Origin of the sequence: Nonomuraea sp. KM90 (genome assembly GCF_052246675.1) — a bacterium.
GTDB lineage: Bacteria > Actinomycetota > Actinomycetes > Streptosporangiales > Streptosporangiaceae > Nonomuraea.
In genome coordinates, this window is sequence record NZ_JBQQCB010000038.1 from 66,514 (window position 1) to 86,652 (window position 20,139).

Sequence of the window (20,139 nt, forward strand, 5' to 3'; positions counted from 1 at the left end):
TGCACGATAGCGCCCGGACGGCGGCCGGGGCCATCACGCGGAGCCGCCTGCCGACCAGCTTTCGTGAGCCTCGTACACCTTGCGCCAGAGCTTGTCCTTCTCCGCGTCGCTCACGTCGTCGAGCGGCAGCAGGAAGATGTCCGCCAGCGCCGCGTAGTAGTCCCGCGACGTGCTCAAGGTCACCGACTGCGCGGTGCGCCCCCGGCGGGTCAGGCGGAGCCCTCGCAGGCTGTCCACCCCGTACGCGTCCCGCCGGTGCACCGCGGCCACGCGCACGAAACCCGAGGTCGCGGAGGTGGTCAGGTGGTGGTGCATGTCGGCGAACGCTGACATCTCCACCGGAGTCCGGACGAAGTCCATGCCGACGAACCCGCCGCTCTCCTCGTGGTCGAACCGCCAGCCGCCGGGCGCGGCCTCCGACGGGCGCAGGGCGTACTCGAAGGGGCCCTGCCGGTACGTGCCGGCGACCAGCGGCAGCGGCTCGTGCAGCGCGTCGCCGAGCCCGACGTCGACCAGCCACTCGCCGCCCGGATTGTCGTCGGAGGGCAGGCCGCGCGCGGTGAGCACGAGGTGGTTCCCGGAGACGCCGGCCTCCCCGCCCCGGGTCTGCACGCCGCCGACGTGCCTGGTCACCTCGTAGCCCAGGGACCTGGCCAGCTCCGAGAACGCGCCGTTGAGGTGGTAGCAGTAGCCGCCGCGGCCCCGGATGATCCGCTCGGCGGACTCGACGGGGTCCACGGTCGTGGGCCGGCCGAGCCAGATCTCCAGCGCCTCGTACGCGACCTTCTCGACGTGCGCGGCATGCAGGGCGCGCAGGTTCTCCGCGTTCGCGGGGGCGTTGAGCAGCCTGGGCAGGCCGAGACGGCGGAGGTAGCCGGCGGTGTCCATCAGGCCAGTCTGCACGGTATGTGCACGAATTTAGGGGTGTCGTCTGCACAGGGCGCTTCTAGTCTTTCGTACGTGGCAGAGCAGCGACGCATCCTCGTGGTCGAGGACGATGTGACGATCGCCTTGGCCGTACGGAACCGGCTGGCCGCCGAGGGTTTCGACGTCAGGGTGGCCGGCGACGGGCAGGACGCCCTCATCCAGTACGGCAACGCCGAACCGGATCTGGTGATCCTCGACCGGTTGCTGCCCGGCCTCGACGGATTAGAGGTGTGCCGCAGGATGCAGGCGGCCAGGCCGGTGCCCGTACTGATGCTGACCGCGCTCGGCGAGGAGACCGACGTGCTCGTCGGGCTCGGGGTCGGGGCGGACGACTACCTGGCCAAGCCGTTCAGCATGCGCGAGCTGGTCGCCAGGATCCACGCGTTGCTGCGCCGGGTGGAGCGGGCGGCCCAGCTCGCGGCCGAGGACACGGTGATCAGGGTGGGCGAGGTCGAGATCGACACGGCGGCCCGCCGCGTGTTCGTGCGCGGCGTGGAGGCCCAGCTCACCAGGACCGAGTTCGACCTGCTGCGCCGCCTGGCCGAGCGGCCCGGTCAGGTCTTCGAGCGCGACCGGCTGCTGTCCGACGTGTGGGGCTTCTCCGAGGCGGCGGCGACCAGGACGGTGGACAGCCACGTCCGGGCGCTGCGCCGCAAGCTGGGCTCCGACGTGGTGCGCACGGTCCACGGCGTCGGCTACGCGCTGGTGCGGCGATGAATCCGCTCGACTTCCTCGGCCGGATCAAGGTCAAGCTCGGCATCGTGATCGTGCTGGCCGTGGGGACGGCGTTCGTGGTGAACGAGGTCGGCATCAACTCCGGCTTCTCCCGCGAGGTCCGCATCGCGGTCGCGGTCGTCCTGGCCCTGATCATGGTGCAGGTGCTGGCCATGGGCATGACCAAGCCGCTGCGCCAGATGGCCAGCGCCGCCCAGACGATCGCCAAGGGCAGCTACACCCTGCGCGTCAGCGCCACCTCGCGGGACGAGGTGGGGGAGCTGGCCAGGGCGTTCAACGCGATGGCGGCCGACCTGGGCGAGGTGGACCGGCAGCGGCGCGAGCTCGTCGCGAACGTCAGCCACGAGCTGCGTACCCCGATCACCGGACTGCGGGCCGTGCTGGAGAACGTCGTGGACGGCGTCTCGGCGGCCGACCCCGTCACGATGCGCACCGCCCTCGCCCAGACCGAGCGGCTCGGCCGGCTCGTCGCCCAGCTCCTTGACCTGTCACGGCTGGACTCCGGCGTGCGGCTGATCGAGGCCGAGGCCGTCGAGCTGGCGCCGCTGATCGAGCAGGCCGTCCTGGAGGCGTCGATGGCGCGCGAGGACGTGGCCATCCGGCCGTCCGTGCCGGCCGACCTGGTGGTGCGGGCCGACCCCGACCTGCTGGCGCAGGTGCTGGCGAACCTCCTCGACAACGCCGTCCGGCACAGCCCGCCGTCCGGGGTGGTGACCGTCCTCGGCGAGCCTTCGGGGGCCGGGGTGCGGCTCACGGTCTCCGACCAGGGGCCGGGGATCCCGGCGTCGGCCAGGGGGCGCGTGTTCGAGCGCTTCTCCCGGCTGGACGCGGGGCGGGCGGCCGACTCCGGGGGTGCGGGGCTGGGGCTGGCCATCGTGAAGGAGATCGTCGAGCTGCACGGGGGTTTCGTTCGTATCGATGACTGTGCCGGGTGCCGGATGGTCGTCGATCTACCAGGGAGGACGACGATGGCGGACGTGCCATTAGAGGGTGAGCGCGGTGGTTCGGGGGAGGACGCGCGGGTGGAGCGGGGGGTTGTCGGCGAGGCGGTGGGTGCGGAGGCGCCGGTGGGCGGGGCTGCTGACGGGACTCCGGCGGCCCCCGGGACCCCTGCGGCTTCCGGGACCGCTGCGGCTTCCGGGACCCCCATGGCCTCCGTGGCCTCTGGGGGCGTCCCCGCCGGGGGGCCGGCGGACCATGCGGTCGCTCGTCCGGTGGACCTTCCGGCCGGGCTGACGGCCCTCATGGGGCTCGCGTCCTCGGGGGCCGGCGCGCCGGACCTCGCCTCAGCCGGAAGCGGCGCGCCGGGGCCGGGCCCTGCGGCGAGCGGTGCGGCGGGGAGTGGCGCTGTGGCCAGCGGTGCTGCGGGGAGCGGTGCCGTGGGAACGGGCGCTTCGGTGAGTGGTGCTGCGGGGAGCGGTGCCGTGGCAGGCGATGCTGGGGAGGCGGGTGCTCAGCTGGCGGGTGCTGCGGCGGCGGGTGCTGCGGGAGGCGACGCTGTGGTGAGCGGCGCGCCCGGGCTCGCTGCGGACGGTGGTGGCGCGGCTGGGCCCGGTCCTGCGGCAAGCGGGTGGCCGTTGGTCGACGGTGCGGTCGTCGGGCCGGTGCCTGCTCGGAGTGACGCGGCCGGGGATGGTCAGGGTGCTCCGGCAGGCGTGGCGGCGGCTGCTGCGGCGCTGGGAGCGGAGGCTGTGCACGGTCCTGCGGCTGCGGCGGCGGGGGTCCTGGTGACGGGTGCCGGGGCCGGTGTGGGTGTGGGGCGGCCCAGTGGCGGGCGGGCTGGAGCGCAGGCCGGTGGGGGTGGGTATGGGGCGGCGGAGCCGTCCGATGCCGGGAGGCTGGCCAGGATGGTGGCGGGTGGGGTCATCGGGTTGCTGATCGGGTTCCTGGTGGGCATGTTCGCCGCCGTGTTCGCCAGCGTGACCATCGGCGACGCGGCCGCTCTCGTCACGCTGGTCATGTGCACCGCCGTCCTGGGCGCTGTCGGTGCCGCCATGGGAGCGGGCACGGGCAGGCGGGCGGCGGTCGCGGCGTACCAGGGGACGGAGCCGTACCGGGGACAGGGGGGACCGGTGCCGCCCTACGTGCCGCCGCCGCTCTTCCCCCGGCCCGAGCTGCCCGACCCGCCCCGGTGGCTGCTGCCCGCGGCGGCGGGGGCGGGGGTGTTCGCGGCGGTGGCGCTGCCCGAGGCGCAGATCGGGCTGGGGATCGTGCTGGTCGCGATGGTGCTGGGCGCGGCGGCGCTGCCGGCCGTGCTGCGGCGGATGACGCCGTGGACGGTGGCGTTCGGGGTGACGGCGTACTGGCTGATGTCCATGGCGGCGGTGCGCGACGCCGACTGGCTGGTCGCGATCCTGCTCGTGGCGGGGGCCGGGCTGGGCGCGCTGGCGGTCTCCGGCGCGGGCGCCGGCTGGCTGGGCGTGATCAGGGGCGGCGTGTCCGTTGCGCTCGCGCTCGGGCCGGTGCCGTGGTTCCTGGCCCAGCCGGTGAAGCGGCTGACGGCCCGCCGGCGGGTGCTGCCGATGCTGGCCGCGCTGGGCATCACGGCGGTGCTGCTGCTGGTGTTCGGGCTGCTGTTCGCCTCGGCGGACGCGGTGTTCGCCTCGTACGTGGAGCGGCTGACCACCGCGCCGGACTGGGCGGAGTCGGCGCCGGTGCGGATCTTCCTGTTCGTGCTGTTCGCGGTGCTGCTGGCCGCGGTGGTGCTGGTCGCGCTCAGGCCGGTCGTGGACCCCGTGGGGCCCGATGCGAAGTTCGCGGTGAGCAGGAGCGTCTGGATGGTGCCGCTGACGGCGGTGAACCTGCTGTTCGCCTCGTTCGTCGCGGTGCAGATCACGGCGCTGTTCGGCGGCGACACCCTGGTGCTGAGGACGGCGGGGCTGACCTACGCCGAGTACGCCAGGCAGGGGTTCTTCCAGCTCGTGGTGGTCAGCGTGTTCGTGCTGGGCATCGTGGCGGTGGCCGCCGGGCTGCTCAAGGTGGATCGGCGCGAGCGCTGGATGCTGGCCGCCCTGCTGGGCGTGCTGTGCGGGCTGACCATGGTGGTGCTGGCCTCGGCCCTGCACCGGATGAACCTCTACACCGACGCCTACGGCCTGTCCCGGCTGCGCCTGTCCGTGCAGGCCGCGGTGTGGTGGCTGGGCGCGCTGTTCGCGCTGGTGCTGCTGGCGGGCGCGGCGCGGTTCACGGGGCGCGGCTCCGGCTGGCTGCCCCGTACGATCGTGCTGGTCACCGGGCTGGGGCTGGGCGCGTTCGCGATCGTCAACCCCGATCTGCAGGTGGCGCAGACGCAGGTCGAGGTGCGCGGCCCGGCCAAGATGGACTCCGACTACCTCGGCGACCTCGGCGCGGAGGCGGTGCCGGCCCTGGACCGGCTGCCGGAGCCGCAGCGCAGCTGCGTGCTAGCGGCCGTGGTCGAGGCCAACGGGCTGGACCGCCCCGATTCCTGGAACGGCTGGAACCTGGCTCGCTCCCAGGCCCGTGACCTGCTGGCGAAGCGGCCGGTGGGTGACACCGCGCAGTGTCCTCCGGTGCCCAGTCGCGTCTCTGATTGAATCCAGGGGTGAGGTTCGACGTAGTCATCAGCGGCGGCCGGGTGCTCGACGGGACGGGCGCCCCGCCGTACCGCGCGGACGTGGCGATCTCGGGCGATCGGGTCGCGGCGGTCGGCCGGCTGGACGGCGCGGAGGCGGGCAGCGTGATCGACGCGACCGGGCGGCTCGTCGCGCCCGGCTTCGTGGACTGCCACGCCCATGGCGACGCGGCCGTGTTCGACCCGGACGTGCAGCGGGCGGCGCTGCGGCAGGGGGTGACCACGTTCGTGCTCGGGCAGGACGGGCTGTCCTTCGCGCCCGGCTCGGCCGCGACCGTCGCCTACGCCTCCCGATACTTCGCCGCCGTCAACGGGGCGCTGACCGAGGGGCCGCTGACCGTCGGCGAGCTGCTGACCGGCTACGACCGGGCGGTGGCCGTGAACACCGCCTACCTGCTGCCCCACGGCACCATCCGCTACGACGTCATGGGCCCCTCGCCCGACCCGGCCTCGCCCGGCGACCTGGCGAAGATGCTGCGCCACGTCGAGCGGGGGCTGTCGGAGGGCGCGGTGGGGCTGTCGAGCGGGCTCGAATACCTGCCCGGCCGCTACGCCGACGCCGAGGAGCTGGCCACCCTGTGCGCCCCGCTCGGCGGGCTCCCGTACGTCACCCACATGCGCGCCTACGGCCAGCGGGCCGGGGTGGGGATGGCCGAGGTCGTCGACATCGCCGAGCGCTCGCGCGCCGCCGTGCACGTCTCACACCTGCACGGGCCCGCCGACGTGCTGCTGCCGCTGGTCGACGGGGCACTCGGCAAGGGCGTGGACCTGAGCTTCGACACCTACCCCTACCTGCGCGGCAACACGATCCTGGCGATGGTCGTGCTGCCGCCGTCCGTGCCCGGCGCCGAGCCCGGCCCCGCCCTGGAGATGATCGCCTCGGACGCGCTGGACGAGTGGTGGCCGACGCTGGAGGCCACCTGGCCCCGGCTGACGGTCTCGCACGCGCCGGGCCTGGAGTGGGCCGAGGGGCTGACCATGGTCGCGGCGGCCGAGCGGGCGGGGGTGGCGCCGGCCGAGTTCTGCCGCCGCCTCCTGATGGAGACGCGGCTGGAGGCGGGGGTCGTCTCGGCCCGTCCCGACGAGGGCCCGCAGGGCGAGGAGTCCGTACGCCGGATGCTCCGCCACCCCTCGCAGACCGGCGGCTCCGACGGCATCTATGTGGGCGGCCATCCGCATCCGCGCGGGTTCGGGGCGTTCGCCAGGTTCCTCGGCCGGCACGTCAGGGAGCTGGCGGACTGGACCTGGGAGCAGGCCGTGACGCACCTGTCCACGCACCCGGCCCGGCGGTTCGGGCTGGCGGACCGGGGGCTGCTGCGGGGCGGGTTCGCGGCCGACGTGGTGGTGTTCGACCCGGCCACCGTCGGCGACCTGGCCACCTACCCGGCCCCGCGCGCACTCGCCGAAGGGGTCGACGACGTGGTCGTGTCCGGCGTACGCGTGCTGGCGAACGGCGAGCTCACCGGGGCCACACCCGGGCGGGCGCTGCGGCCGTGAGCCCCTGACGAGCCGGGATGTTGGGATAAGGTCGGACGCGGACGAAGGGGGTGTTGTGCCGGCGATCCTCGGTCAGTCGGTCTTCGACGGCGGGCTGGAATTTCCCGCGATGGTGGTGCACCGGGACGCGCTGGAGCACAACGTCGCCACGATGGCGGCCTTCGTCCGCGATCACGGCATGGAGCTGGCGCCCCACGCCAAGACCCACATGTCCCCCGAGATCGCCGCGCTGCAGCTCGACGCCGGCGCCTGGGGGCTCACCGTCGCGACGCCGCGGCAGGCGGAGACGGTCAGGGGCTTCGGGGCCGGCCGCATCATGGTGGCCAACCAGGTCGTCGATCCGGTGGGGCTGGCCTGGGCCGCCCGCGAGCTGGAGCGGGATCCGGAGTTCGAGTTCCTGAGCTTCGCCGACTCCAGGGCCGGGGTCGACATCCTGGCCGGGCACGCGGGTGCGCGGCCGTTCCGGGTGCTGGTGGAGCTGGGGCACGAGGGCGGGCGGGCCGGGTGCAGGACGCTCGACGAGCTGCTGGAGGTGGCCTCCTACGCGCAGGCGACGCCGGGGGTCGAGCTGGCCGGGGTCGCCGGGTACGAGGGCGCGCTCAAGACCAGCGAAGAAGTCCGGAAATATCTGGCTCTGTTGCAGGAAGCCGTCGAATACGTCCGCGTCCGGAACCCCATCCTGAGCGTGGGCGGCAGCCAGTGGTTCGACGTGATCGGGCGCGAGCTCGCCGCCACGCAGGCCAGGATCCTGCTGCGCAGCGGCGCCTACGTCACCCACGACGACGGCTACTACCGCGAGCGCACCCCGTTCAACCGCATCGACGGGGAGCTGCGCCCGGCGCTGGAGGTGTGGGCGCACGTGCTGTCCACCCCCGAGCCGGAGCTGGCCGTCGTGGGCATGGGCAAGCGGGACGCGCCCTACGACGAGGGGCTGCCGATCCCGCGCCGTGGCGGCGTCACGATCATGAAGATGCAGGATCAGCACACCGTGGTGCACGCAGCCGGGCTCAAGCCGGGTGACCTGCTGGCTTTCGGCATCTCCCATCCGTGTACGGCCTTCGACAAATGGCGGGTACTCCCGGTGGTCGATCGGGACTACCGTGTCGTGGGCACCATAAACACCTATTTCTAGGGAGATTCCGTGAAAAAGGAGCTCAGGACCACGGAAGGCGCCGCTCCGGTCGGCGCCTACTCGCAGGGGCTCGTGGTGGGCGACTTCGTCTACACCTCCGGAATGGGGCCCCTCGACCCGCACACCGGTGAGGTCGTCGGCGACGATGTCGCCGCCCAGACGCACCAGGTCATGCGCAACCTGGGGGCCATCCTCGCGGCCCACGGCCTGGGTTTCGACGACGTGATCAAGTCCACCGTCCACCTGCAGCACCTCAAGCGTGACTTCGCCGCGTACAACGAGGTGTACAAGTCGTATTTCAGCCAGCCGTACCCCGTGCGGACGACGGTGGGCTCGGAGCTGATGGACATCCTGGTGGAGATCGACTTCGTCGCTCACAAGAGCGCTTAAGGTCTGCTTGTGGACAGTTCGGTGTACGTCTTCGTCGAGGACCTGCGCGGCGAGGGCGTCGAGCGGGTGCTCGACAGGATCAGCGGCTACGGCGTGTCGGGCGTCACCGTGGGCGCCGTGCACCACGCCTCCCGCGACGTCACCCCGCACGGGCTGTCCAGGCTGACCCTCCGTCACGACGGGGCCCACTTCGCCCCGCCGCCCGAGCTGTTCGACGGGCTCCGGCTCTCGCCCGTGCCCGGCTATCCGGACGCTCTCGACGGGCTGCGCGAGGCTTGCGCGAAGCGGTCGATGAAGCTGCACGGATGGACGGTTTTCCTGCGCAACGCCACGATCGGCACCGAACATCCGGACGTGACCGTACGCGACTGCTTCGGCGACCGCGGCTCGCTGACCGACCTGTGCCCGGCCCACCCCGACGTGCGCGACTACGCCGTCGCCCTGGCCAGGGCGGTGGCCAGGCTCGGCATGGACAGCGTGGTGGCCGAGTCGCTGCACTTCAGGCCGCTCAAGCCGCAGCGCTCGTTCGTGCCGCTGGGGCCGATGGACGCCTATCTGTTCGGGCTCTGCTTCTGCGACTACTGCATGCGCCGGGCCACCGACCTGGGCGTGAACGCCGAGGTGGCGCGCGACGAGTGCGCCAGGATCGTGGGCGGTGTGTTCGACGGTGACCCGCCGGCGCAGGGCGAGGTGACCAGGGCGGCGCTGACCGCGTACGCGGGGCCCGAGGTCGTGGCCTACGCCCGCGCGCGCTCCGAGACGGTCACCACGCTGGTGTCGGAGGTGTCCTCGGCGGTGGCCGAGGAGGGCTCCAAGCTGGTGTTCATCGACTCGACGGGGGCGGTCAAGGGCTACACCGACGGCCTGCCCACGCCCGGCCTGGCCGCGCACGACGCCTGGCAGCTCGGGGTGGACCTGGTGGCGCTCGGGGACCTCGTGCCCGCGTTCGGGGTGCTGGCCTACGCGCGTGACGCGGCGCGGGTGGCCGACGACGTGGGGGCCTACCTGCGGTCCGTGGGCAAGGACCGCGAGGTGCGGGCCGTGCTGCGGCCCGGCTATCCCGACAGCGACTCCGCCGACCGGCTGGTGGCCAAGGCGCGCGGCGCCAAGGCGGCCGGGGCGCTGGCGGTGGACTTCTACGCGTACGGGCTGGTGCCGCACCCGGTCCTCGACCGCATCCCGGCCGCGCTAGCGGAGGCGCTCTAGCTCAGGTTCTTGCGCATCACCTGCCACGGGCCGGAGCACAGCCCGCAGCCGGTGCCGACGAACATCGCCTTGGCCGCGGCGTCACCCTTGAGCTGCCACTTCAGCCAGGCCGCCCCGACCCGCCCGAACTCGCCGCCGTTGGGCTGGGAGTAGGTGCCGAAATGCCCCACGTCCAGGTTCCCCATGAACGCGGGCAGCCCCGCGGGCAGGCGGTTCCAGTCGTCGATCGCGTTCTCGTAGGCGATGTCGCCGGGCCCGCCGATGAAGTAGCCGATCGGCGCGTGCAGGCGGGAGAGCTGGATCTTGTCCGCCGCGCTCATGAAGCCGCTGTTCCAGATGCCGGTGGTGGTGACGCGCGGGTCGTCCGACACCTCGTACGCCTCCAGCCCGCCGCACGACTGCCCCATCACCGCGATCTTCGTGGTGTCGATGCGGCCACGGAGCCGGCTGGTGAGGCGGCTGTTCTCGGCGATCGCCCAGTCGATGGCATCGAGCAGCATCTCCGCGTCGGTGGTGCCGGTGCCGCCGGGGCGCCCGTTGGCGATCACCAGGAAGCCGTGGGAGGCCAGTTCTTTGAGGAAGTTCTCGAACCAGGTGCCGTCGGCCCGGCAGGCGCCGTTGCCCCAGGCCACGATGGGGAGTCGCACGCCGGTGGGCAGGACCGCGGGCCGGTAGACGGTGTGGCGGGGCAGGCGCAGGGTGGTCTCGTAGTCGGCCGGATAGGGTCCGGAGCCTCCGGGGGCCGCGTGCGCGGGAGCGGCCGGTACGGTCAGGAGCGCGCCGGCCATCACGATCCCGGCGCCCGCCGTGACGAGGCGCCGGATGAGCTGCCCGAGCTTCATGAATCCTCCTGGGGGTCGGTCGACTCGGTGCCGCGACCTTCGCACAGGCGGTAGGGGCCATCAATGGCTCGACGCCAGAACTGGTGATATTACCGATGCCGACCGTCATGGAAACCATCCAGCACTAGACGCCGTCCAGCAGGGCCGAGACCGACTCGACGGGGAAGTCGTCGCTCAGCCGCAGACCCCTGAAGACCGCCCGCATCCACACGGCCCCGGCGAGCAGGTCGACGATCAGCATCGGGTCCACGGACTCGTTGAGCTCGCCCCGGTGAACCGCGCGCTCGAAGATCTCCCGCTCCCTGGCGAACCGGTCGGCGAAGAAGCGCCGCGCGTCCAGCTCGGGATGGCGTACGGCGGCCGCCAGCGCGGCCACGGCGATGTCGCTGGCGGGCGGCTCGGTCAGCAGCCGTTTGACGCCCTCGACCAGCGCGACCAGGTCGCCGCGCAGGCTCCCCGTGTCGGGCGCCTCGAAGCCGAGCACGTCGGACTCGACCAGCGCCGCCCCGAGGAGCGCGGCCTTCGACGGCCACCACCGGTAGATCGTCGTCTTGTTGACGCCCGAGCGCTCGGCGACCCCCTCGACGGTCAGCCCGTCGTAGCCCTTCTCGGCGACCAGCCGCAACGTCGCATCGAAGATCTCCTGCTGTTTCCTCGGGGCCATGGGGCTCATTTTCTCCCGGCGAACGCCGTGGCCACGCCCAGGCCGAGGTAGACGACGCCGCTCACGTACCGGAGGGTCCTGGTCCTGCCGTTGAGGCGGTGGCCGAGGGCGCCGGCGGTGAAGGCGTACAGGAGGTCCGAGAGCAGCCCCAGGAGGAGCAGCGTGAGGCCGAACACCGCCACCTGCGGCGCGGGCGAGCCCGCGGCCGGGTCCACGAACTGCGGCAGGAACGCCAGGAAGAACAGCGCCACCTTGGGGTTGAGCAGGTTGACCAGCACGCCTTCGAGGAACACCCTGCGCAGCGGCTGCGGGTCCGGCCGCCCGGCCTCGGCCTCCTTGCCGGTGAACGCGCGGATGCCCAGGTAGACGAGGTAGGCGACGCCGGCCCACTTGACGATCGCGAACAGCGTCGCCGACTGCGAGATCACGTACGACAGGCCCGCGGCGGCGGCCGCGATGTGCACGAGCGTGCCGAACTCCACGCCGAACGCGCTGGCCAGGCCCGCTGCCCGGCCCTGTGCGAGCGCTCTGGCGGTGATGTAGAGGTGGTTCGGCCCGGGGACGAGCACCAGGGCCAGCGACGCCGTCACGAAGAGGACGAAAGTGGTAGGAGGTATCACGAAAGAGCAGCGTAGGATAGCTTTGGTATGTCGAAGGAGGCCAATCTTGGGCCGATTTGTCGGACCAATCGAATGTCGGCGGGGCGTGGCATAGTTTCTGGCGTGAACGGTCTTCTCGTCGGGCGCTCCTCTGAGCTGGCCAGGCTCGCGCGTGTGCTCCAGTCCGCCGCCGACGGCGTGGCCGGGGTGGCGCTCGTCGGCGGGGATGCCGGGATCGGCAAGACCCGGCTGATCACCGAGCTGGCCGCCGAGGCCCGCGAGCGCGGCTTCAACGTGCTGGTCGGCCAGTGCGCCGAGCTCGGTGACGCGCTGCCCTACCTGCCGCTGGCCGACGCGCTGCGCGGCGCGGAGCCGGGCGTGCGCGAGGCCGCCGCCGCCCATCCCATGCTCGGCCAGCTGCTGCCGGGCACGGAGAGCGCGCCCTCGACCGGGCTCACCCAGCAGCGGCTGTTCGGCTCGCTGCTCGGGCTGCTCGCCGACGTGCAGCCGGTGCTGTTCGTGATCGAGGACCTGCACTGGGCCGACCGCTCCACCCGCGACCTGCTGGTCTTCCTCAGCCGCATGGTGCAGACCGAGCGCGTCTGCGTCGTCGGCACCTACCGCACCGACGACCTGCACCGCCGCCATCCGCTGCGGTCCGTGCTGGCCGAGCTGAAGCGCCTGCCCACGGTGACGAACGTGGAGCTGGGGCCGCTGGGCTCCGGCGAGATGTCCGACTACGTCGCCACCCTGGGCGAGGTGGACGCCCAGGAGCTCGGCCTCATCGTCTCCCGCGCCGACGGCAACCCGTTCTACGCGGAGGAGCTGTTCGCGGCCATGGCCGAGGGCGACAGTCTGCCCGACGGGCTGGCCAGCCTGCTGATGTCCAGGGTCGAGGTGCTGTCGGAGGCCGGGCAGCGGGTGCTGCGGGCCGCCGCCGTAGCGGGCCGGCGGGTGGAGGACGAGCTGCTGCGGGAGGTGTCGGGGCTGCCGCTGGCGGAGTTCGAGGAGGCGGTCAGGGAGATCGTCTCGCGCGGCCTGCTCAGGGTCCACGGCTACGGCTACGCCTTCCGCCACGCGCTGCTGCAGGAGGCCGTCTACACCGACCTGCTGCCCGGCGAGCGCACCAGGCTGCACGCCGCCTTCGCCCGCCTGCTCAGCTCGCCGGCCGAGCTGGCGCACCACTACCTCGCGGGCCACGACTTGGCCGGCGCGCTGGCGGCCTCGGTCGAGGCGGGCCGGGAGGCCGAGCGGGTCGGGGCGCCCGCCGAGGCCCACAGACACTACGACCGGGCGCTCGGCCTGTGGGACCGGGTGGACGACGCGGCCCGGCTGGCCGGGGAGGGCCGGGCCGAGCTGGCCTTCCGCAGCGCGGTCATGGCCGCCGACAGCGGTGACAACCACCGGGCGGTGGTCCAGCTCCGCGCGCTGCCGCAGACGTCCGAGGTGAGTGAGCGGCTCGCCTACTACCTGTCCGAGATGGACGATCGGCCCGGCGCGGTCGCGGCGGCCGAGCGGGCCGTCGAGAGCGCCGGCGACCAGGTCGCGCTCGCCCGCGCCCTGGCCACCTATGCCCGCGCGCTGCTGTGGACGGCGCGGCACCAGGACGTGGAGGCCATGTGCGCGCGGGCCCTGGAGACCGCCCGCGCGGCCGGCGCCAGGGACGCCGAGGTGGGCGCCCTGCTCACGCTGGCCACCTTCGTCGAGCACCGGGGCGACGTGGCCAGGGCCCACGAGCTGGTCGAGACGGCCATGGCCGAGCCCTCCGGAGACCTGGCCATGGATCTGCGGGCCCGCTTCCACCATGCCCGCATCCACCACGAGCAGGGCCTGCTGACCCAGGCCGCCGAGGTGGCCGACGACGGCATCCGCATGGCGCTCGGCAACGGGCTCAAGTGGAGCACCTACGGCACCGACCTGCGATTCCTGCGCTTCCTCATCCACTACGTGGCCGGCGAGTGGGACCAGGCCGAGTCGGTGGCGGCCGGCTTCGGAGCGCGGGTGGGCACGCTGCAGGAGGCGACCCTGTCGTCGTTCGCCCTGTTCATCGAGGTCGCCCGTGACCTGCCGGCGGTCGAGGGGCGGCTGAGCTGGCTGCGCCCCTTCTGGTCCGACGAGCTGGCCGTCTACATGTCCAGGGGTCTGGCGGCCGAGCATTCCCTGTGGCACGGCGATCCGGCGGGGGCGCTCGACCACGTGCGCGCGGCTCTGGCGCCGCTGATCGAGGGCGACGTCGGCGTGCTGCGGCCGACCGCCATCGGGCTGTGGGCGCTGGCCGAGCTGGGCACCACCGAGGGGGCCGACGAGCTGCTCGCCCGCGCCCGGCTCGCGGTCGAGGCCGGGCCCATGGGCCAGGGCGGGCACATGGGTCCCGAGGGGCGGGCCTGGGCGCTGCGGGTGGAGGCCGAGTGGCAGCGCGTGCACGGGCGGCTCGACGTGGAGCTGTGGCGGCGGGTGGTCGAGGCGTTCGACTTCGGGTTCGTCTACGAGACGGCGCGGGCCCGGTGGCGGCTGGCCGAGGCGCTGCTCGTGGCCGGCGACCGGGAGGCGGCGCAGGCGGAGTGGGAGCTGGCCAGGGAGACGGCGGGCAAGCTGCGGGCGGTGCCGCTGGAGAGCGCGCTGCAGGACTTCGGGCGGCGGGCCCGGTTCGCCGGGGTCGGTGGCATGAGTGGTGGCGCCGGTGGTGGCCGGCAGGGCGGCGGGCAGGGCGGCGGGCAGGGCGGTGCACAGAGCGGTGGACGGGGTGGCGGGCAGGGCGGCGGGCAGAGCGGTGGACGGGGTGGCGGGCAGAGCGGCGGGCAGAGCGGTGGACAGGGTGGCGGGCTGAGTGGCGGGCACGGTGACGGCGGGCTGACGGCGCGGGAGGTCGAGGTGCTGCGGCTGGTCGCGGAGGGGCTGACCAACCGGGAGATCGCGGAGCGGCTGTTCATCGCGCAGAAGACGGTGAGCGTGCACGTGTCCAACATCCTGGGCAAGCTGTCGGTCTCCACCCGCACCCAGGCCGCCGCCGCGGCCCGGCAGCGGGGGTTGCTCGGATAGCGGGGCGCCGGGCCTGGCGGGGTCAGGAGGCGGCGCCGCCGGCCAGGAGCGGGGCGACGTCCAGTCGCTGCTTCAGGTAGCCGAACTCGAGCATGAGGTCCGCCACGCGCTGCACCCGTACGGGGTCGACGGAGGTGGAGAAGCCGCCGAGCTTCATCGTGGCGGCCGTGGCGGCGTCGATCTTCGTGTACTCGCCGAGCGCGGCGGCCACCTCGGCCGGGTTCGAGACGGCCGGCTCCGCGGCCTTGCGCAGGGCCCGCTGGAAGGCCGCGACGACCTTCGAGCTCTGCTGGGCGAAGGTCTCGGTGGTGAGGCACCTGGAGGAACGGCTCGGGCAGGAACGAGCCTCCTCCGCAAGGCGGAGGAGGCCGGCCGCGCCGAGGTCTCCAAGATCCAACCGAGACGGCGAATATGGAGCCAGCGTAACGATCAGTTATTGCCTGGGCGAGGGTCGAGTGCCCGGCGTTGCTCGGGGGTGAGCGGGCGCGTGGGCAGCCCTTGCAGGAGGAGGAAGAGCTTGGCCGTCTCCTCCAGCTCCTCGATGGCGTCCAGCGCCGCGCCGAGGCTCGCCCCGGCGACGATGGGGCCGTGGTTGCTGAGCAGCAGGGCCGAGTGCGTGCGTGCCATCTCCTCGGCGGCCGGTTCCAGGCGCTGGTCGCCGGGCGCGAAGTACGGCAGCAGCGGCAGCCGGCCCACGCGCATCGCGAAGTAGGCGGTCAGCGGTGGCAGGGCGTCGTCCGGGTCGAGGCCGTCCATGCAGGACACGGCGGCGGCGTACGTGGAGTGCGTGTGCACGACGGCGTTCGCCGCGGGCCTGGCGCGCAGGAGGGCGGCGTGCAGGAACGCCTCCTTGGACGGCTTGGGGCCGCCCACGTGGGCGCCGCTCCGGTCGATCAGCGACAGCTCGTCGACCTCGACGGTGCCCAGGCTCGACCCGGTCGGCGTGACGAGGATGTGCTCGCCGACGCGTACGGACAGGTTGCCGGTGCTGCCGTGGGTGAGGCCGCGCCCGAACAGCGACCGCGCGGCGGCGATGATCGCGTCGCGTTCCCCGTTCATCGCGAGACCTCCGGCAGTCGAAGTTCGCCGTTCACCGCGAGACCGCCGGCAGTCGGGGTGCCGTTCATCGGGAGGCCTCCAGCAGCAGGTCGGGCTCGCCGAAGTTGCCGGACTTCAGCAGCAGCGCGGGGCCGGACGGGGTGAGGATCCACGGCACGCCGCGCGCCGCCTCCGCCCCGATCTCGCCGCCGGGCACGCCGAGCGCGCTGACGACGGCGCCCGAGGTCTCGCCGCCGGCCGAGATCACGCGGGTGACGCCGCGCTCGACCAGCCCGCGCGCGATCCGGCCGGTGGCCGACTCCAGGATGGCGGCCGACCGCTCGGTGCCCAGGGCCTCCTGTACGCGGCGCAGCGCCCCCGGCTCCAGCGACGAGTAGATCAAGGGGGCTCCCGCCGTCCCGTCCAGGGCGTCGTACCAGGCCAGGGCCTTCCTGGCGAGCGACTCCTCATCCTGGTCGGCCAGCGCGTCGAGCCGGTGGGCCGGCCTGCCCGCCTGGACCATGGCGTCGACCTGCTGGAGCGTACGGGCCGAGCAGCTTCCCGCCAGCACGGCGGCGGACCCGGCCGGCTCGGGGGCGGGCGCGTCGCCGTGGCCCGTCCGCGCGCGGGCCGCGGCCAGCCCGCCGGCCAGCCCGGCCGCCCCGGCCACCAGCGGCGCCTCGGCCAGCGCCCGGCCGGCCTCCGCCAGGTCGGTGTCGTCCAGGGCGTCCACCAGCGCGTACCGGACGCCCTGCGCGCGCAACTCGGCCAGGCGCGGGCCGATCGCCTGCCCGCGTACCTGGGCCAGCGTCACGACCCCCGCCCGGTACGCGCTCTGCCCCTCCAGCACGCGCGGCAGGTACGAGTCGGTCATCGGGGTGAGCGGGTGGTGGCGCATGTGCGACTCGCCGAGCAGCACGTCGCCGACGAAGAGGTAGCCGTTGTACTGCGTACGGCCGTGCTCCGGCGAGCTCGGGGTCATGGCGACGACGGGCGCGTCCATGGCGTCGGCCAGCGCGTCGAGGACCGGGCCGATGTTGCCGTCGGGGGTGGAGTCGAAGGTGGAGCAGTATTTGAAATAGACCTGCCGGGCGGCGCCGTTCGCCCGGAGCCAGTGCAGCGCTTCGAGGGATCGGGCCACGGCGTCGGCCCTGGGGATCGTACGGGTCTTGAGGGCGATGACGACGGCGTCGTGCTCGGGGAGCTCGGTGCCCTGTGGCGGGAGCCCGAAGTACAGCACGGTGCGCAGGCCGCGTCGGCGCAGGGCCACGGCGACGTCGGTCGCGCCGGTGACGTCGTCCGCGATGGCGCCGATCATCGGCCCCCCTCGCGCTCGGCCCGGGTCCGGTAACAGTCGAACATGACGCCGACGCTACCGGTGCCGGGCCACCTCGACGGCGACGGGCCGGCTCGGGGAGCCGGCCCGCCCTCGTTGAGCAGGCTGGTGTTGAACTCGCCGGTGTTCCACTCGACGGTGGCCGCCCCCGTGCTGTCGCCGAAGTCGCCGGCCACGCAGCTCAGCTCGTGATGGTCTGGTCGCGCAGGAGGAAGTAGCTCGCCAGGTCGGTCTGCAGGTACGCGTGGAAGTTCGAGGCCTTGGACTGGGCCGACTTGTCGGCGGTGACGATCGTGACGACCACGTACTTCTTGGACGCTCCCGAGCGGATCTTGCCGTAGACGTAGCTGGCGTGCGCCTTGTCCTGGCGCCACTTGACCGCGTCGGACGACAGCTTCGCCAGGCGGTCGGCCGTCGTCTTGGCGGCCTTGTCGGTCGGGAACGACATCATGACCTGGACCGCCTTGAGATGCCCGCTGTAGGCCGAGTAGGCGACCTGGATGGCGCGCTGGCAGTTGTTCTTGGCCAGCAGGCCCTGGCCGTCCACCGGGTCGCAGGAGTCGTAGGTCCAGCCGCCCACCTTGTTCGCGTTGAACTTGACGCCGCCCAGGGCGAACTTCCAGTCGTCGAACTCGTCGTCCGTGATCGGCGAGCCGGGCTGGGCCCGCTTCGAGGTCGGCAGGGTGTCGGTGGGGGTCGTGGAGGGTTCGGGGGTCGGTGAGTCCGTCGACTCCTCGGGGGCGGGCGAGGACGGGGGCGAGGTGGTGGGGGCGGTGCTGGGCAGGGCGACGTTGGGGGCTGGGCCCGGGGAGCGCAGGTAGAAGTACGCGCCCACCCCGCCGCCGCCCAGGAGCAGCACGGCCAGGCCGACCACCAGGCCGATGATCAGGGCGTTGTTGTTCTTGGGCGGGGGCTGGGGGGCGTAGCCGGGCTGCGGGAACGGGCCGCCCGGGTGGTTCCCGTACGGTGGCGCGCCCTGCCCGGGACCGGGCTGGCCGTATCCGGGCTGACCGTATCCGGGCTGACCGTGTGCGGGCTGGCCGTATGTGGGTTGCCCGTATGCGCCCTGCCCGTACGGCTGGCCGGGGGCCGGCTGTTGCTGCTGCGTGGGGCCCTGGGGGTGGCCGTACCCCGGCTGCTGGGAATTCGGGCCCTGGGGCTGTCCGTAGCCGGGTTGCTGGGGGGTCGGGGCCTGGGGCTGGCCGCCGTAGGGCGGGCCCTGGGGCGGGCCGTAGCCCTGGGGTGCCGCCTGGCCTTGGGGAGGGCCGTACCCTTGCGGCGCTCCCTGGCCTTGCTGGCCGCCCCAGGGTCCAGGCTGGTGGGGCTGGGGTGGCGGAGGCTGCGGAGGGTATGCCATCCCACCATTGTGGTGCAGTCCCCTACCTTCTGCCCCAACTACCCCACCAATTGCCATATGCGGTCAGCGGACACGGTGATGCTTAGGTCGCCCCGGAGGAGACCAAGGTCTGATGCCCGGGGGAGTGCGCGTTCGTAGCTTCGGATCCATGACGGAACTGCGCACACCGGCCGGCAGCCGCGTCCACGAGATCGACGTGGTGCGTGGGTTCGCCCTGGCGGGCATCCTGGTCGCGAACATCGGCTTCTTCGCCGACCCCGGCTACGCCCTGGCCGGCAGCATGCCCATCCAGGAGGGGCCGGTGGCCTCGGCGATCACGGCGTTCGTGCTGACGAAGTTCTACATCATCTTCTCGTTCCTGTTCGGCTACTCGTTCACGCTGCAGATGCGCTCGGCGGAGCGGGCCGGCGCGAGCGTGACGGCCAGGACGGTGCGCAGGTGCCTGGGGCTCTTCGTGATCGGCGTCGTGCACGGGATCCTGCTGTGGGTCGGCGACATCCTCACCCTGTACGCCGTGCTCGGCCTGATCCTGCTCACGCTGCGCAATGTCAGCCCGAAGCGGGCCGTGGCCATCGGGTCGGTCATCGTCGGCGTGCTGACCCTGCTGATGGCCGCGCTGGCCTGGCTGTCCACGCTCGATCCGACGGCCGGGCAGGCCCCCGCGGCCGATCCCGTGGCGGCGGCGCGGGCGCTGGCCCTGGCCACCGGCGGGCCGCTCGACGTCCTGACCCTGCAACTGGAGCTCTATCCGCCGCTGGTGGCGATGATCTGGCTGTTCCAGGGGCCGACGGCGCTGGCGATGTTCCTGTTCGGGCTGGCGGCGGGCAAGTCCAGGCTGCTGGAGGAGCCCGAGCGGTGGTCGCGGCTGCTGCCGCGGATCCAGTGGATCGGTTTCGGGTTCGGCGTGCCCGGCGGGATCCTGCTCGCCGTGACCGCCGGCGACGCCGGTCCGGGCGAGCTGGTGGGCCTGGCCGTGAACAACGTCACCTCGATCCTGCTGGCCGCCGCGTACGTGGCCACCCTGCTCCGGGTGATCCGCCGCCACCCCGCCGTCGGTCGCGCGCTGGCACCGGCCGGGCGGGTGGCGGCCTCCAACTACGTCGGTCAGTCGGTGTTGGCCTGCCTGGTCTTCACCGGGTACGGCCTGGCGCTGGCCGGTGAGCTGCCGCCGATCGCCGTGATGGGGGTGGCCCTGGTGATCTATACCGTCCTGCTCCGGCTCAGCGCCCGCTGGCTGCGTACCCACCGCTACGGCCCCATCGAAGCCGTCCTGCGCCGCGTCACGAACGGGGGATGAGCCGGCACGTATTTGGACCTGTACGCCGCCCCTCTACGAGAGCACGATCCTCAGGTAACGGGACCGAGCCTGGCAGGAGGGAGCAGCCGTGCCGGTGACCTGGGGAGCCGTACGAGGGCGAGTCGTCTTCGACAGCTCCCATCACGATGTGCTGGAGCGGCGGTCGTCCGGGTTCTCCTGGACCGGCACCCGCTCCCTGCTGCTGACCGACCACCCCGCCGTGTACGTGCACGACACCGGCGGGCTCGGCAACCCGGTCGTCACCGCGCTGGATCCGGCGGCCGACCCCGAGGCCACGATCGAGCTGGTCGACGGCAGCACCAGGCTCGTCGCCGACCTCCGCCTGCCGGGCGGCCGGACGGTCGAGCTCGTCACCACCACCGAACTGCCGCCGCCCGTGCTCGCCGCACTGACCGGCCTGCGCGGCCGGCTGATGCCGGGCGCCGAGGCGACGGACTTCATCAGCCCGTGCGCGATCTCGATCACCC

Annotated in this window: 18 protein-coding genes; 9 read left to right on the forward strand and 9 right to left on the reverse strand. The window is 73.1% G+C overall.

Annotated elements, in window-relative coordinates; all coding sequences use genetic code 11:
* Window positions 1–33 precede the first annotated feature (33 nt).
* The gene (locus ACTWPW_RS31085) at window positions 34–888 is read right to left on the reverse strand and encodes an arylamine N-acetyltransferase family protein (protein ID WP_375112915.1); all 855 of its coding nucleotides are present in this window, start codon (window positions 886–888) and stop codon (window positions 34–36) included.
* Between the two features lie 72 nt (window positions 889–960).
* On the opposite strand from ACTWPW_RS31085, the gene ACTWPW_RS31090 reads away from it, so the two are divergent.
* Genes ACTWPW_RS31090 through ACTWPW_RS31115 form a run of 6 tightly spaced genes read left to right on the forward strand, consistent with a single transcriptional unit; the run spans window position 961 to window position 9,479 of the window.
* Window positions 961–1,644 carry a response regulator transcription factor gene (locus tag ACTWPW_RS31090; RefSeq protein ID WP_375112916.1) on the forward strand — a complete coding sequence of 228 codons (684 nt, stop codon included), beginning with the start codon at window positions 961–963 and terminating at the stop codon, window positions 1,642–1,644.
* Window positions 1,641–5,216 (forward strand): DUF4153 domain-containing protein, encoded by a 3,576-nt coding sequence (locus tag ACTWPW_RS31095; protein ID WP_443170703.1) that lies wholly within the window; start codon window positions 1,641–1,643, stop codon window positions 5,214–5,216. The genes ACTWPW_RS31090 and ACTWPW_RS31095 overlap by 4 nt, the downstream gene beginning before the upstream one ends.
* Window positions 5,217–5,224: 8 nt before the next feature.
* On the forward strand, window positions 5,225–6,751 hold the full coding sequence (locus ACTWPW_RS31100) for an N-acyl-D-amino-acid deacylase family protein (protein ID WP_443170704.1): 1,527 nt from the start codon (window positions 5,225–5,227) through the stop codon (window positions 6,749–6,751).
* 55 nt (window positions 6,752–6,806) lie between these two features.
* Window positions 6,807–7,883: an alanine racemase gene (locus tag ACTWPW_RS31105; protein WP_443170705.1), complete on the forward strand. Its 1,077-nt coding sequence runs from the start codon at window positions 6,807–6,809 to the stop codon at window positions 7,881–7,883.
* Window positions 7,884–7,892: 9 nt separating this feature from the next.
* A complete protein-coding gene (locus tag ACTWPW_RS31110) occupies window positions 7,893–8,273 on the forward strand; it encodes a RidA family protein (protein ID WP_375112920.1) in 381 nt (126 codons plus the stop codon).
* 9 nt (window positions 8,274–8,282) lie between these two features.
* A complete protein-coding gene (locus tag ACTWPW_RS31115; RefSeq protein WP_375112921.1) occupies window positions 8,283–9,479 on the forward strand; it encodes a hypothetical protein in 1,197 nt (398 codons plus the stop codon).
* On the opposite strand, the gene ACTWPW_RS31120 is transcribed toward ACTWPW_RS31115, so the two are convergent.
* The 3 genes from ACTWPW_RS31120 to ACTWPW_RS31130 form a co-directional block, all read right to left on the reverse strand.
* A complete protein-coding gene (locus ACTWPW_RS31120; RefSeq protein ID WP_443170706.1) occupies window positions 9,476–10,321 on the reverse strand; it encodes a poly(ethylene terephthalate) hydrolase family protein in 846 nt (281 codons plus the stop codon). The two genes, ACTWPW_RS31115 and ACTWPW_RS31120, sit on opposite strands and share 4 nt — an antisense overlap.
* 124 nt (window positions 10,322–10,445) lie before the next feature.
* On the reverse strand, window positions 10,446–10,985 hold the full coding sequence (locus ACTWPW_RS31125) for a TetR/AcrR family transcriptional regulator (protein WP_364119115.1): 540 nt from the start codon (window positions 10,983–10,985) through the stop codon (window positions 10,446–10,448).
* Window positions 10,986–10,990: 5 nt separating this feature from the next.
* Complete coding sequence (locus tag ACTWPW_RS31130; protein WP_443170707.1) at window positions 10,991–11,575, reverse strand: LysE family translocator; 585 nt, start codon at window positions 11,573–11,575, stop codon at window positions 10,991–10,993.
* 132 nt (window positions 11,576–11,707) lie between these two features.
* Here ACTWPW_RS31130 and ACTWPW_RS31135 point away from each other — a divergent pair, with 132 nt between their 5' ends.
* The gene (locus ACTWPW_RS31135) at window positions 11,708–14,623 is read left to right on the forward strand and encodes a helix-turn-helix transcriptional regulator (RefSeq protein WP_443170708.1); all 2,916 of its coding nucleotides are present in this window, start codon (window positions 11,708–11,710) and stop codon (window positions 14,621–14,623) included.
* A gap of 22 nt (window positions 14,624–14,645) precedes the next feature.
* Here ACTWPW_RS31135 and ACTWPW_RS31140 read toward each other — a convergent pair whose 3' ends face one another.
* The 5 genes from ACTWPW_RS31140 to ACTWPW_RS31160 all read right to left on the reverse strand — a co-directional run bounded on the left by ACTWPW_RS31140 (window position 14,646) and on the right by ACTWPW_RS31160 (window position 18,354).
* Window positions 14,646–15,020 carry a hypothetical protein gene (locus ACTWPW_RS31140; protein ID WP_443170709.1) on the reverse strand — a complete coding sequence of 125 codons (375 nt, stop codon included), beginning with the start codon at window positions 15,018–15,020 and terminating at the stop codon, window positions 14,646–14,648.
* Window positions 15,021–15,052: 32 nt separating this feature from the next.
* A complete protein-coding gene (gene otnC / locus ACTWPW_RS31145; RefSeq protein WP_443170710.1) occupies window positions 15,053–15,682 on the reverse strand; it encodes a 3-oxo-tetronate 4-phosphate decarboxylase in 630 nt (209 codons plus the stop codon).
* Window positions 15,683–15,746: 64 nt separating this feature from the next.
* The gene (gene otnK / locus ACTWPW_RS31150) at window positions 15,747–16,979 is read right to left on the reverse strand and encodes a 3-oxo-tetronate kinase (protein WP_443170711.1); all 1,233 of its coding nucleotides are present in this window, start codon (window positions 16,977–16,979) and stop codon (window positions 15,747–15,749) included.
* Window positions 16,976–17,173, reverse strand: coding sequence for a hypothetical protein (locus ACTWPW_RS31155; protein ID WP_375112928.1), 198 nt, complete (start codon window positions 17,171–17,173; stop codon window positions 16,976–16,978). The genes otnK and ACTWPW_RS31155 overlap by 4 nt, the downstream gene beginning before the upstream one ends.
* A 5-nt stretch (window positions 17,174–17,178) precedes the next feature.
* On the reverse strand, window positions 17,179–18,354 hold the full coding sequence (locus ACTWPW_RS31160; RefSeq protein ID WP_443170712.1) for a hypothetical protein: 1,176 nt from the start codon (window positions 18,352–18,354) through the stop codon (window positions 17,179–17,181).
* Between the two features lie 148 nt (window positions 18,355–18,502).
* On the opposite strand from ACTWPW_RS31160, the gene ACTWPW_RS31165 reads away from it, so the two are divergent.
* Both ACTWPW_RS31165 and ACTWPW_RS31170 read left to right on the forward strand, forming a co-directional pair.
* Window positions 18,503–19,651, forward strand: a complete 1,149-nt coding sequence (locus tag ACTWPW_RS31165) for a DUF418 domain-containing protein (protein WP_443170713.1) — start codon at window positions 18,503–18,505, stop codon at window positions 19,649–19,651.
* A gap of 88 nt (window positions 19,652–19,739) precedes the next feature.
* Window positions 19,740–20,139, forward strand: a 400-nt coding sequence (locus tag ACTWPW_RS31170) for a hypothetical protein (protein ID WP_443170714.1), incomplete at its 3' end; no start/stop codon positions are given.